Source organism: Lentibacter sp. XHP0401 (assembly GCF_025751535.1).
Classification (GTDB): Bacteria; Pseudomonadota; Alphaproteobacteria; order Rhodobacterales; family Rhodobacteraceae; genus Lentibacter.
Window position 1 is genome coordinate 178,178 of record NZ_JAOWLC010000007.1, and the last position, 12,989, is coordinate 191,166.

Annotated in this window: 13 protein-coding genes and 1 riboswitch; of the genes, 8 read left to right on the top strand and 5 right to left on the bottom strand. The window is 60.6% G+C overall.

Annotation, left to right across the window (positions count from 1 at the left end):
* Positions 1-9 precede the first annotated feature (9 nt).
* A complete protein-coding gene (locus OE750_RS10910) occupies positions 10-1,251 on the top strand; it encodes a glycerate kinase (protein ID WP_263764214.1) in 1,242 nt (413 codons plus the stop codon).
* Positions 1,252-1,307: 56 nt separating this feature from the next.
* Here the strand turns inward: OE750_RS10910 and OE750_RS10915 are convergent, their stop codons facing one another.
* On the bottom strand, positions 1,308-1,814 hold the full coding sequence (locus OE750_RS10915) for an invasion associated locus B family protein (protein ID WP_263764215.1): 507 nt from the start codon (positions 1,812-1,814) through the stop codon (positions 1,308-1,310).
* Between the two features lie 191 nt (positions 1,815-2,005).
* On the opposite strand from OE750_RS10915, the gene OE750_RS10920 reads away from it, so the two are divergent.
* Together OE750_RS10920 and OE750_RS10925 are read left to right on the top strand one after the other, a co-directional pair.
* Positions 2,006-3,004, top strand: coding sequence for an asparaginase (locus tag OE750_RS10920; RefSeq protein ID WP_263764217.1), 999 nt, complete (start codon positions 2,006-2,008; stop codon positions 3,002-3,004).
* A gap of 99 nt (positions 3,005-3,103) precedes the next feature.
* Positions 3,104-3,265, top strand: a riboswitch (FMN riboswitch).
* A gap of 83 nt (positions 3,266-3,348) precedes the next feature.
* Positions 3,349-3,795, top strand: coding sequence for a 6,7-dimethyl-8-ribityllumazine synthase (locus OE750_RS10925; RefSeq protein ID WP_263764218.1), 447 nt, complete (start codon positions 3,349-3,351; stop codon positions 3,793-3,795).
* A gap of 71 nt (positions 3,796-3,866) precedes the next feature.
* Here the strand turns inward: OE750_RS10925 and OE750_RS10930 are convergent, their stop codons facing one another.
* Positions 3,867-4,709 carry an LOG family protein gene (locus OE750_RS10930; RefSeq protein WP_263764219.1) on the bottom strand — a complete coding sequence of 281 codons (843 nt, stop codon included), beginning with the start codon at positions 4,707-4,709 and terminating at the stop codon, positions 3,867-3,869.
* A gap of 78 nt (positions 4,710-4,787) precedes the next feature.
* On the opposite strand from OE750_RS10930, the gene OE750_RS10935 reads away from it, so the two are divergent.
* The 3 genes from OE750_RS10935 (at position 4,788) to xsc (ending at position 9,105) form a co-directional block, all read left to right on the top strand.
* Positions 4,788-5,708: a threonine/serine dehydratase gene (locus OE750_RS10935; protein WP_263764220.1), complete on the top strand. Its 921-nt coding sequence runs from the start codon at positions 4,788-4,790 to the stop codon at positions 5,706-5,708.
* A gap of 48 nt (positions 5,709-5,756) precedes the next feature.
* A complete protein-coding gene (locus OE750_RS10940; protein WP_263764221.1) occupies positions 5,757-7,220 on the top strand; it encodes a PLP-dependent aminotransferase family protein in 1,464 nt (487 codons plus the stop codon).
* 112 nt (positions 7,221-7,332) lie between these two features.
* On the top strand, positions 7,333-9,105 hold the full coding sequence (xsc, locus tag OE750_RS10945) for a sulfoacetaldehyde acetyltransferase (protein WP_263764222.1): 1,773 nt from the start codon (positions 7,333-7,335) through the stop codon (positions 9,103-9,105).
* Positions 9,106-9,173: 68 nt separating this feature from the next.
* Here xsc and OE750_RS10950 read toward each other — a convergent pair whose 3' ends face one another.
* Positions 9,174-10,025 (bottom strand): phosphate acyltransferase, encoded by an 852-nt coding sequence (locus OE750_RS10950; RefSeq protein ID WP_263764223.1) that lies wholly within the window; start codon positions 10,023-10,025, stop codon positions 9,174-9,176.
* 35 nt (positions 10,026-10,060) lie between these two features.
* On the opposite strand from OE750_RS10950, the gene OE750_RS10955 reads away from it, so the two are divergent.
* Entirely contained in the window at positions 10,061-11,194 is a 1,134-nt protein-coding gene (locus tag OE750_RS10955; protein ID WP_263764224.1) for a citrate/2-methylcitrate synthase, read from the top strand.
* Complete coding sequence (locus OE750_RS10960) at positions 11,191-11,940, top strand: sulfite exporter TauE/SafE family protein (protein WP_263764225.1); 750 nt, start codon at positions 11,191-11,193, stop codon at positions 11,938-11,940. The genes OE750_RS10955 and OE750_RS10960 overlap by 4 nt, the downstream gene beginning before the upstream one ends.
* Before the next feature lie 129 nt (positions 11,941-12,069).
* Here the strand turns inward: OE750_RS10960 and OE750_RS10965 are convergent, their stop codons facing one another.
* Together OE750_RS10965 and OE750_RS10970 are read right to left on the bottom strand one after the other, a co-directional pair.
* Positions 12,070-12,708, bottom strand: coding sequence for a DUF1523 family protein (locus OE750_RS10965; protein WP_263764226.1), 639 nt, complete (start codon positions 12,706-12,708; stop codon positions 12,070-12,072).
* An 11-nt stretch (positions 12,709-12,719) separates the two neighbouring features.
* Positions 12,720-12,989, bottom strand: a complete 270-nt coding sequence (locus OE750_RS10970) for a hypothetical protein (RefSeq protein WP_263764227.1) — start codon at positions 12,987-12,989, stop codon at positions 12,720-12,722.

Here is a 12,989-nt window from a genome sequence, read left to right on the forward strand (position 1 = left end):
GCTGGCACCATGAACACACGTGCACAAGCTTTCCTTACCTCCCTTTTCAATGCCGCCATCACAACGGCTGATCCCCTTAAAGCCCTCGCCCCTCACTTGCCCGTGCGCCCAAAGGGCCGCACCGTCGTCATCGGTGCAGGCAAAGGCGCAGCTCAAATGGCGCAGGCACTGGAGCAACTCTGGCAGGGTCCACTCACAGGCACCGTCGTCACCCGATACGGTTTCGGCGCGCCCACCAAGCACATAAAAGTGCTCGAGGCCGCGCACCCCGTACCCGATGCCGCAGGCCTCAAAGCCACCGATGCACTCTTTGCCGAAATCAAAGGCCTCACCTCAGATGATCTCGTCATCGCCCTTGTCTGCGGCGGCGGTTCGTCCCTTCTCGCCGCCCCGGCCGAGGGGCTCACCCTCGCAGATGAACAAGCCCTCAATCAGGCTCTCCTCGCCTCTGGCGCACCCATCGGAGCCATGAATGCAATCCGCAAAATGTTCAGTCGCGTCAAAGGTGGTCGCCTTGCCGCCGGCACGGCTGCGCGCGTGGTCAGCCTCATCGTCTCCGATGTTCCGGGCGATGACCCCGCCCAAGTCGCCTCTGGCCCCACGGTTCCTTGCCCCTCTGGTCGCGCCGAGGCCCTCTCGGCAATCAAGCGATATAGCATCGCCCTGCCAGAACGCCTTTTGACTTTTCTCAAAGATGCCCCCGCACCACCCGCACCAACAGACAGCATCTTCGCACGCAACCAAGTCCGCGTCATCGCCTCCGCCGCACATTCCCTCGCCGCCGCCGCAACTCTGGCAAAGGATATGGGTTGGCAGGTCGACATCCTCGGCGACAATCTCGAAGGCGAAGCGCGCACCCTTGGCGCAGAGCACGCCAAACGCGCACTGGCTGCAAAAAGCTCCCGCCTCATCCTCTCGGGCGGCGAAACAACGGTCACGCTCAAAGGCCGCGGCCGTGGCGGGCGCAACACCGAATATCTCCTCGCCTTCGCCCTCGGCATTGATGGCGCCAAACACATCAACGCCCTCGCGGCCGACACCGATGGCATAGACGGCTCCGAAGACAACGCAGGCGCATTCGCCACAGGCGCAACAGCCGCCGCCATCCGCGCGGCAGGCATCGACCCCGCAGAAGCTCTTGCGTCAAACGATGCCTATACAGCCTTCACCGCCGCAAACGCGCTTTTCATGACCGGCCCCACAGGAACCAACGTCAATGATTTTCGCGCAATCCTTGTCGGCTGGCCCTAACGCAAAAACGCCGGGCTTTCACCCGGCGCATTCGCAATTCTTTCAACGCAGCTAACTTACTTGCAGCGCGTTTCCGCATCCTCAACAGCCGCAGTAAAGCCCGACAGCGAGAAAGTATCTTTCGTCTGCGTCCCACGCGCCGAACGCGCTGTCAAAACAGCACCGGAACCCCGCTTAAGTGCCGTAACAATCTTCGCATCATCCGCAGCGGAAGCCGCCCATGCCCACTCACCCTCGGTAAACAACTCGAAGCTCGAACCATCAATCGTCAGGTTCACAGTCGAGCCTGGCGCAAAAGGATAGCCGCCGGTAAAGGCCACCTGACCACTCACATTTGCTGCAGGGCGGAAAAACGCCATCAGCAGAATATCTCCACGGCGCACAGCCACAACGCGGCCGTCCTTACTGTTGACTGTTTCTTTAGGAGAGCTAACCGCCCAGCATTCTTTGGGGTTGGCGTCTTCAAACACGGCCCAGGCCGTCTTTGTCGCCACTTGGTTCGTGCTTGTCTGTTGTGCGTACGCGCCTGTTGTCCCTGCAAAAATCATTGCAGCACAAGCCATAGTTTGCGCTATTCGTAATACCATATTGTCCAGCCTCCAGCTGTCCGTTGCCTCAATTCCGTTTGACCCGTGGCTTTTGCCAGTTTTTATACTCGGGCCGATTTCCACTCGACATTGCTACATTACCCTGAAAACTGCCATATACGAAAGAGGAATTGGCGGAAAATTGCACACGTTTTTGGGAGAATGACATGAACGCACCTGTATCAATGGCCGAAATCTGGCGCGGCCCCTTTCTGGAGAGTGTCCATATGGGCCACGCAGTCGTCTGCGGCGAAGGCGGCGAAATCATTGAAAGTTGGGGCGACCCTACTGCCGTTGTGCTCCCGCGCTCCTCGTCCAAGATGCTTCAGGCCATGCCCCTCGTCGAAAGCGGCGCAGCTGACGCCTTCGGCCTCACAGGCGAACAGCTCGCGCTCTCCTGCGCCTCGCACCAGGGTGCGCCAATGCACACCGACCGCGTGCAAGCATGGCTCAAAGACATGGGCCTGTCCGATGCCGATCTCAACTGCGGCCCGCAATGGCCCCGCGATGACGCCGACCTGATAAAGCTGCACAAAACCGACAGCTCCCCCTGCCGCTATCACAACAACTGCTCCGGCAAACACGCAGGCTTCCTCACGCTCAGCCAGCACTTGGGCAGCAAAGATCCAATCTATGTTGACCCATCCCACCCTGTCCAAAAAGCCTGCCTCGCAGCCTTTGAGGAACTGACAGAAGAAACAAGCCCCGGCTACGGTATCGACGGCTGCTCTGCCCCCAACTATGCCGCGACCCTGCATGGCATCGCCCGCGCCATGGCCTTCTTCGCCAGCGCATCCGATGGCGGCAACACCCGCGAAAAGGCTGCCGCCCGCCTGCGCGACGCGATGCGCACCTACCCCGAGCTTGTCGCAGGCGAGGGCCGCGCCTGCACCGAACTGATGCGCGCCATGGATGGCCGCGTCGCCCTCAAAACAGGCGCCGAGGCTTTCTTCATCGGCATTGTGCCCGAAAAGAAAATAGGCATCGCCCTCAAAATAACCGACGGCTCCACCCGCGGTGCCGAATGCGCTATCGCCGCAATCCTCGTGCGCCTCGGCCTGCTTGATCCACAGCACCCGGCCACGCTCAAACGCCTCAACGCCCCGATCAAGAACTTCGCGGGTCTTCACACCGGCGAAATCCGCGCAGGCGCAGCCTTCCAATAATCCGCTCTTTTTTCTTGCTCCAAATATCCTGGGGTGAATTGGCCAAGGGCCAAGAGGGGCAAAGCCCCTTCCCCCGCCCGCAAAACTGTGCCACCTTCACGGTGTTCTCAGGGCGGGGCGAAATTCCCCACCGGCGGTAAGCCCAAAGCGTCAGCCAAAGGTAAGCCCGCGAGCGGCTTTGGCCTTTTTCGGGTCAGAGTGTCAGCAGATCTGGTGCAATTCCAGAGCCGACGGTCATAGTCCGGATGGGAGAGAACGGCTAAGCGATGTGGGCCGCGCCCATAGCGCTGTGCTGTCCCTTTTTATGCTCTGGGCACGTGTCTGAAGTCAAAAAGGAGAAACGCATGACAAACCACCAGACAGTGCCCCGCTACGCCTTCATCAAGGCTGGCTGGCACGCCAATATCACCACCCGCGCACTCGACGGCTTCACCGAAATCATCCCGCTCTCGCAAGTCGATGTCTTCGATGTCCCCGGCGCGTTCGAAATGCCGCTTCTGGCACGTGACCTCGCCGCCTCAAATCGCTACGCCGCCGTGGCCGCCGCAGCGCTCGTCGTTGATGGCGGGATATACCGCCACGATTTTGTCGCGGCAGCCGTGGTCGACGGACTGATGCGCGCCAGTCTTGATACAGGTGTTCCCGTGCTCAGCGTCTCGCTCACCCCGCACCACTTTCAGGAAACAGAGCACCACATCGCCATCTACGCGGAACATTTCGTCCAAAAAGGCCGCGAAGCCGCCCAAGCCGCACTTGCCATAGGCCAAGCCCGCGCCGCTCTCGCAGCTTAGGGCAAAGGGGGCCGAGGCGCAGCCGAGGCCCCTACCGCGATGCGGCGCAGCCGCAGCGCAATCCCTGCAGTCTACCGCCCGGGTATGTTATCCCGTGGCCCCGCAGGCTCCCAGTTATCAATGATATCCATCGCCTCTTCCGCCGTATCCACAAAGCGGAACAAGTCGAGGTCCTCGGGCGAGATCGTGCCCGCATCAGCCAGCGCATCCCAGTTCACAATCGTCTGCCAGAAGTCGCGGCCAAACAGCAAAAACGGAATTCGCTTCATCCGCCCGGTCTGGATCAGCGTGAGGCTTTCAAACATCTCGTCCAGCGTGCCGAAGCCCCCGGGGAAAATACAAACCGCATTCGCCCGCATCAAAAAATGCATCTTGCGAATGGCGAAATAATGAAAGTTAAAGCACAATCCCGGCGTCACATATTCGTTCGGCGCCTGCTCGTGCGGCAGCACGATATTGAGGCCGATAGACTGCCCGCCTGCGTCAACCGCTCCACGGTTGCCTGCTTCCATCACACCGGGCCCACCACCCGTTACAATCACATTTTCCCGCCCGTAACTTTGCATCGACTTGGCCGTCATCAGCCGCGCAAATGTTCGCGCTTCGTCATAAAAGCGGCTCAGGTCGGCCAGCGTCTTCGTCCGCGCCGTGTCCTTCTTTGAAGGTTCAGGGATGCGTGCGCCACCAAACAAAACAATCGTGCTTTCAATGCCCATTTCATTCAAAACCATCTCCGGCTTGAGCAGCTCAAGCTGAAGCCGCACAGGGCGCAACTCGTCGCGGCACAAAAAGTCATCATCCGCAAACGCCAGCCGATAGGCGGGCGCACGCGTCTGCGGTGTGTCAGGTATCTGCTCGGCTGTATCGCGGTCTGTGTGGGCGTCCCGAAAAGGACTCATACGCTCGTCGTTCATAGTTTCATTCCCTGCTTGCATGTTATTTTCACGACTATAGGGTTCGCACTTCAAATACCAGTGACGGAGACGCGCGCAATGACATGGAAACCTCGAATTAGCGCCGCTGCCAAACGCATTGCACCCTATGTTCAGCGCACCCCCGTCATGACAACTCAAGGCTTCAGCCTCGCGCAGCCCATAGAGCTCAAGCTCGAACAGCTCCAGCACACAGGCACCTTCAAAGCCCGCGGCGCGTTCAACACTCTGCTCAGTGGCCCCGTCCCGCAAGCGGGTATCGTAGCGGCCTCGGGCGGCAATCACGGTGCAGCCGTTGCCTATGCCGCCCAAACGCTCGGCCACACCGCGCATATCTTTGTGCCCGAAATGGCCGGCCCCTCAAAGATCGCCCTCATCAAGCGCACAGGTGCGCAACTCACCGTGGTGAAAGGCGAATACGCCAACGCCGCCGAAGCCGCAGCCGAATATGAAGCCGCCTCTGGCGCCATGCAAATTCACGCTTACGATGCCCCCGGCACAGTCGCTGGCCAGGGCACCTGCATGGCCGAATGGGAAGAGCAGGGCCTGATGGCCGACACTGTGCTTATCGCCGTAGGCGGCGGCGGCCTCATCGCAGGCGCACTCGGCTGGCTTGAGGGCGCGCGCAAGGTTGTCGCGGTCGAGCCCGAAACATCCTGCGCGCTCCATGCTGCCCTCGCCAATGGCGCGCCTTGCGATGTCGAGGTCTCGGGCGTTGCTGCCAACGCCCTCGGTGCGCGAAAAGTCGGCCAGATCTGCTACGATCTCGCCCGTGAACACCGCGCTGAAAGCGTCCTCGTCACCAACGAGGCCATCACAAGCGCGCAAAAAGCCCTCTGGCAGGAGCGCCGCTTGCTCGTCGAACCTGCAGGCGCTACCGCACTCGCGGCCCTTATGAGCGGGGCATATCAACCCGCCAAAGGCGAGCGTGTGGCCGTCCTTCTCTGCGGCGCAAATATAGCGCCCGATCCGCTCGCATAACGTAAGTCCAGATTGCCAATCACGTCAGTCCAATCTAGGCTGAGACGCATGGCCATTTCAGTTGAAACCTTCTTCCTCGATCCCGATGCGCAAGGCACGCTGCAAGCCCAGATTCAGCAAATGGTCGCCGAGGGAATCCTCTCTGGCCGCCTCCGCAAGGGCGAGAAACTCCCCTCAACCCGCAGGCTCGCCCAACAGCTCAGCATCAGCCGGATCACAGTGACCCTCGCCTACACCGAACTGCTGGCCAATGATTACCTCAGCTCCAAGGGCCGCTCTGGTTACTTTGTCTCCGAAAACGCCCCCGAGCCGCCCAGCTTCCCGCCCCGCCCCGAGGCCGAAGATGCACTCGACTGGTCCCGCGCCATCGGCCAGCGCTTTTCAGGCGACACGCTACACACCAAACCGCGCGACTGGGCGCGGTTCCGCTACCCTTTCATCTACGGTCAGACCGACCCGACCCTGTTTGATCACGCCAACTGGCGGCTCTGCGCGCTTCAGGCTCTGGGCCAAAAAGATTTCGAGCCGCTCACCTCCGATTATTACGATCAGGACGACCCCGAGTTGATCGAGTTCATCGCGCGCCACACCCTCCCGCGCCGTGGCATCCTTGCCGAACCCGAGGAAATTCTCGTCACCATGGGCGCGCAAAACGCGCTCTGGTTGGCCACGCAAGTTCTCCTCACCCAGCGCCGCACCGCCGCTTTTGAAGAACCCTGCTATCCTTCCCTGCGCACCATTCTCAACCAGTCCCGCTGTCACCTCGCCCCTGTCGGCGTTGATGGTGAGGGCCTGATGCACGAAGATATCCCCCCCGAAACCGATGTCATCTTCGCCACCCCAAGTCACCAATGCCCGACCACAGCCACCATGCCGCTCGCGCGCCGCCGCGCTCTGCTTGCCAAGGCGCGTGAGGTAGGCGCGGTCATCGTCGAAGACGACTACGAGTTTGAAATGTCTTTCGCAGGCGCGCCCTCGCCCGCCCTCAAATCGCTCGATGGGGATGGCCGCGTGGTCTACGTCGGCAGTTTCTCCAAATCGCTCTTTCCGGGCCTGCGGCTGGGCTATCTCGTCGGCTCCCGTCCGTTCATCCGCGAGGCCCGTGCGCTCCGTGCATCGGTCCTGCGCCATGTCCCGGGCCATATCCAGCGCACCGCCGCCTATTTCCTCCGCTTGGGGCATTACGATGCCCTCATACGCCGCATGTCGGGTGTTTTGTCCGAGCGCCGCCGCATCATGAGCGAAGCGATGGAGCTGCACGGCCTCGAGATCGCTGGCCAAAGCGGCACAGGCGGGTCCGCCTTCTGGATGCGCGCGCCGGAAGGTATCAACACATCCGAACTCGCCGTAAGGCTTCAGGCCCGTTCTGTCCTCATCGAGCCGGGTGCCCCCTTCTTTGATGCACCTACCGCGCCGCAAAACTACTACCGTCTCGGCTATAGTTCGATCCCCGCGTCCAAAATCCCCGAAGGTGTGCGCCTCATCGGCGAAGCCCTGCGCAACTGGCCTTAGGCGCGCGCCAAAGCTGGCCCTAACCCGATGCCCCGCACACCCGTAATTTCGTCACCAACCATCTGTCGGCAAATGCCGCCTGATTCTCGTGTCCCCTTCGGAGAAAACACCCATGAAAATGACAACAGAAGAAGCCTTCGTAAAGGTGCTCCAGCGCCACGGCATCGCCCATGCTTTCGGCATTATCGGCTCCGCCATGATGCCGATCTCCGATCTCTTTCCAAAGGCAGGCATCACCTTCTGGGATTGCGCCCACGAAGGCTCCGCAGGCATGATGAGCGACGGCTACACCCGCGCCACCGGCAAAATGAGCATGATGATCGCCCAGAACGGCCCCGGCATCACAAACTTCGTGACTGCTGTCAAAACAGCCTATTGGAACCACACACCGCTCCTTCTCGTCACCCCCCAAGCCGCCAACAAAACCATCGGTCAGGGCGGCTTTCAGGAAGTCGAGCAGATGAAGCTCTTTGAAGATATGGTCGCCTATCAGGAAGAGGTCCGCGACCCCTCCCGCGTGGTCGAAGTGCTCACCCGCGTTATCTCTCAGGCCAAGCGCCTCTCCGGTCCCGCCCAACTCAACATCCCGCGGGACTTCTGGACACAGGTGATTGATACCGAGATCAGTGATCCAATCGAATTCGAGCGCTCCCCTGGTGGCACAAACTCTGTGTCAGAGGCCGCCAAGCTCCTCAGCTCGGCCAAAAATCCAGTGATCCTCAACGGCGCAGGCGTTGTCCTCTCCGCAGGCGGAATCGCAGCAAGCCAGGCGCTCGCAGAGCGCCTCGATGCGCCTGTTTGCGTCGGTTATCAACACAACGATGCCTTCCCGGGTTCTCACCCTCTCTTTGCTGGCCCGCTCGGCTACAACGGTTCCAAGGCAGGCATGGAGCTTATCCGCGACGCCGATGTCGTCCTTTGTCTCGGCACGCGCCTCAACCCCTTCTCTACCCTTCCGGGCTACGGGATGGATTACTGGCCCACCAATGCCGAAATCATTCAGGTCGATATCAACCCCGACCGCATCGGCCTCACCAAGAAAGTCACAGTCGGAATCGTCGGTGACGCGGCCATGGTTGCTCAAGGCATCCTCGGCCAGCTTTCAGGCACAGCAGGCGATGAAGGCCGCGAAGCCCGCAAAGCCCGTATTGCCGAGACCAAATCCAAATGGGCGCAGCAGCTCTCCTCGATGGACCACGAAGACGACGACGAAGGCACCGATTGGAACAAACGCGCCCGCGCCGACAAACCCGAATGGATGAGCCCCCGCATGGCATGGCGCGCAATCCAGTCGGCCCTGCCTGCCGATGCGATCATCTCGTCCGATATCGGCAACAACTGCGCCATCGGCAACGCCTACCCAAGCTTCAACGAGGGCCGCAAATACCTCGCCCCTGGCCTCTTCGGCCCCTGCGGCTATGGCCTCCCCGCCGTTGTCGGTGCCAAAATCGGCTGCCCCGATGTGCCTGTCGTGGGCTTCTCGGGCGATGGCGCCTTCGGTATCGCGGTCAACGAGCTCACGGCGATTGGCCGCGGCGAATGGCCCGCCGTCACGCAGGTTGTGTTCCGCAACTACCAGTGGGGCGCCGAAAAGCGTAACAGCACGCTCTGGTTTGATGACAACTTTGTCGGAACCGAACTCGACACAGATGTCAGCTACGCTGGCATCGCAACCGCCTGTGGCCTCAAAGGCGTTGTCGCCCGCACAATGGACGAGCTGACAAGCGCGCTCTCGCAAGCCTGTGAAGATCAGAAAAAAGGCATCACCACTCTCATTGAGGCCATGATCAACCAGGAACTCGGCGAGCCCTTCCGCCGCGACGCGATGAAAAAGCCTGTCTCCGTGGCGGGCATTTCTGCTGCCGACATGGTTCCTCAAGCCTAAGTTATGATAGGGTCCAGCATCACAAGCACCACTCCGGCGCAAGGTGCTGGACCTGCCATATCAAAAACTCAGCTCATAGCGCAGCATACCGCTGTAACGGCGACAATATCCTCAACAGTCGCGCCGCGGCTCAAATCTCCGACAGGTTTGGCAAAGCCCTGCAAAATTGGCCCAAGCGCCTGCGCACCCGCCAGCTCTTGCGCCAGCTTATACGCGATATTCCCCGCATCCAGATTTGGGAATATCAACACATTCGCATTGCCTGTTCCCATTCCTTTCTTCTGCGCAACAGTCGCGTTAAGAGCAGCATCGCCCTGCACAGGCCCGGTAAAGCCCGTGCGCTCCGCCGCGTTTCGCACCCGTTCCACACTCTCTCCCGCGCCGCTCGTGCCTGTGGAGAATGACAGCATCGCAACCTCCGCGTGCCCCAGCAGCGCCTTGGCCGAAACCTCCGAGGCGCGTGCAATATCAGCCAGTTCATCGGCACTCGGCAACAGGTTCAGCGCGCAATCCGCAAAGATCACCTCGCGCCCGTCAGGAAACAGCATCACGAAAAACGATGAGGCCGTAGAAACCCCCTCCGCAGGGCCGATAGCCATCGCCGCTGCCTCGATCACCCGCCGCGTTGGGCTGTCCGCCCCCGCAACCATCACGTCCGCTTCGCCAGCGGCCACCATAGCCGCCGCACGATACAGAGGCTTCGCCAAAAGCCGCTGCGCCATCGCCTCTTTCATCCCCCGCGCCGCTACCAAGGCCGCGACTTGTGCGTCCGTCACCTCGCCCAAATCCAAAGGCATGCAAATCCCCTCCGCCTCAAGCTGCGCCATGGCCGCAGCCACCCGCGGCTCCTCGGCTTCGGGAAACACCACGCGCGCGCGCCGCGCTGTCGCCGCCGCAAATATCTTCTCCAAAAACGCCATAAATGCCCCCCATACTGCCTGCAAAGGAGCCAGCAATGAGCACTGACGTCAAGATAAACAGAGGCCTGAAAGGCATCTATTTCGAGCGCTCCGGCGTGTCCCACATCGACGGTGCAAAAGGCGAGCTGTCCTATCGCGGCTATTCCATCCACGATCTCGCCACCAAATCCACCTTCGAGGAAGTCTGCTACCTGCTTATCTTCGGTGAGCTTCCAAGCGCGCCCGAGCTGGCCGGTTTTGATGCCAGACTCAAAGCCGCCCGCACGCTGCCCCCCGAGATTTACGACATCATCCAGGCCACACAACACGGCCATCCGATGGATGTCCTGCGCACCGCCGTTTCCGCCCTCGCAGCACTTGAGCCCGCCAGTCAGGAAGTCGGCGAGGAAGCTTTCATCGAAAACGGCATCCGCCTCACAGCCCAAGTCCCGATGATCATCGCCGCACATGAAAATATCCGCAACGGACGCCCCCCCGTCACGGCTGACCCTTCCCTAAGCCACGCAGCCAACTGGCTCTACATGCTCAAAGGCGAGCGCCCGTCTGACGATGCCGCGCGCCTCGCCGATGTTGATTTCATCCTTCACGCCGAACACGGTGCAAACGCCTCCGCCTTCGCCGCCCGCGTCACTGTTGGAACCGAGGCAAACCTGCACGGCGCCATGGTCACAGCCCTCAGCACGCTGGCTGGCCCCGCCCATGGCGGCGCAGCCGAAGATGTGATGAAAATGGTGCAGGAAATCGGCACCCCCGAAAATGCCGCCGCCTACGTCAAAACCAAACGCGCCGCCCGCGAAGCCGTCACAGGCTTCGGCCACCGTGTCTACCGCGCCGAAGATCCGCGCGCGCGCCACATGCGCGAAGGTGTGCGCAAGCTCGGGCAAGAGATGGGCGCGCCGGAATGGTACGAAATACTGCAAGCGGTCGTGGAAGCCATGCAACCCTATTCCCGCCACGGTCTCAACGTAAATGTCGACTTTTACTCAGGCGTCATCTACCAGTTGCACGGTATTCCGATGGACCTCTACGTGCCGATCTTCGCAATCGGCCGCATGCCCGGCTGGATCATCCAATGCATCGAGCAACAACGCGGCAATATTCTCATCCGTCCGCTCACTCTCTACAACGGCCCCGAAATGCGCGATTACGTGGATATGGACAACAGGTGACAGCCCTCGCCCAACTCACAGCCTCCGAGCTGGCCTTCGCGCTCATTGCGGTCTTCGTCGCCGGAATGGTGCGCGGCTTTGCCGGCTTTGCGCTCTCGGCGCTCGTCATGGCTTCCCTCGCCAGCATGATCCCCCCTGTCGAGCTTATTCCCGTCTGCACCATGCTAGAGCTCGCCTCCGCCATGCTTCTCCTGCGCGGCGGCTTCGGTGAAGCCAACAAGCGCATGGCCTTCACCCTACAAGCAGGCGCGCTCATCGGCGTGCCAACGGGCCTCTACCTCACCAAAACGCTTGATCCGGAACTCTCCAAAATCATCGCACTCTGCCTCGTGGTCACACTCGCGCTGCTACAGCTTGCGCGCGTCCGCCTGCCTGTCTCGCCATCTCCGGTGGCAACCTTTGTCACAGGCATCACATCGGGCTTCGTCACAGGCCTCGCCAGTATCGGTGGCATGGTCATTGCGCTCTATACGCTGGCGCTGCAAATGCCCCCCAAAAACATGCGCGGCTCGCTCATCCTGATCATCTTCATCGGCGGCACGCTCACGTTCCTCTGGCAAATCCTCTACGGCATGATCACGGAACTGGCCCTCACCCGCTTCGCAATCTTCGCGCTGCCCATGCTCGCAGGCGTCCTCATCGGCCGTGCCAACTTCAAGCCCGAATACGAGCGCTTCTACCGCCCCTTCTGCCTCACCCTACTCATAGGTCTCGGCGCGGCTGGCCTGCTAAGAACAGTCCTCTAGGCTTCTTCTGTTCAAAATACTTGAATCCCGCAGCCGCCAAATGCGCCACGCGATTCATAGCGCACGGGCGATGGCACGGCGGGGTGGGCGGGCGGGAGCCGTGCCACCGCCCGCCTCTCAAAGCTCAGATCACTTGCGCCAGCTATCAAGCCACTTCTGTACGCGGCTCTTACGCGTGTCATACCCGTCTTCAAGCGCGTCTACAGCGGGGTCAACAGTGCGCTCCAGAAACTGGCGCCACATCGCCCGCACAAAGAAAAACCCGACAATCAGGAAGACAAAGAAGAAGATGTTAAACCACGGGACAGGCCGATACTCGGGCCCGCTCACAGGCTTGACAGCAATCGCATTGGGATAGATCGAAAGGAAGCGCACCCGCCAGCCATAATGGGTAATCGAAACCCACTGATCCTTGCCTGCAAGCGCCGAGGCTTCCGCCTCAAGGTCCGAGCTGTCAAACTTGAAATACGGCGGATACACCCCCGTATCCTCGTTGCGATAGACCATCACACGCTCGCCCCCACGCCACAGCCCGAGGAACCAGGTGTTCACCTTAACCGTGTTGATCAACCGCAAGTCGCGCATGTCGCCTTCGTCCGCACCCAGATCAACCTGGTTGTAAAACGGCCGCTGTATCCATGACAGCCGCTCCAGCCGGTCCGAAATCCCTGTGATCTTGACCACATCATGCTGTGGCAGCGTGTAGTGCAGGTAGAACCCCGCAACCAAAAACAGGATCACCCGCAAAAATCGTCTTACATTGCGCATCGCGCGTCCTCTCAGTTGATCACATAAATCAGCGTCACCACCGCAATGGTGGGTATCACATAAACCAGCAAGATCAACTTCCGCCTGAAGCCGCTCTGATATCTGGCCATACCCGCCTCAACAAACGTGTCGCGGTCTGTCTCGGTCTCTCCTGCCTCGTTTTGCTCCGCCCACTCGTCCTCAAGCCACTCGCGCCGCACGGAGCGCGAATAAATCGAGATCAGCACATAGATAATCGTGAGCAGAATAAACCCGAGTATCCCAAACCAGATAAACTGCAT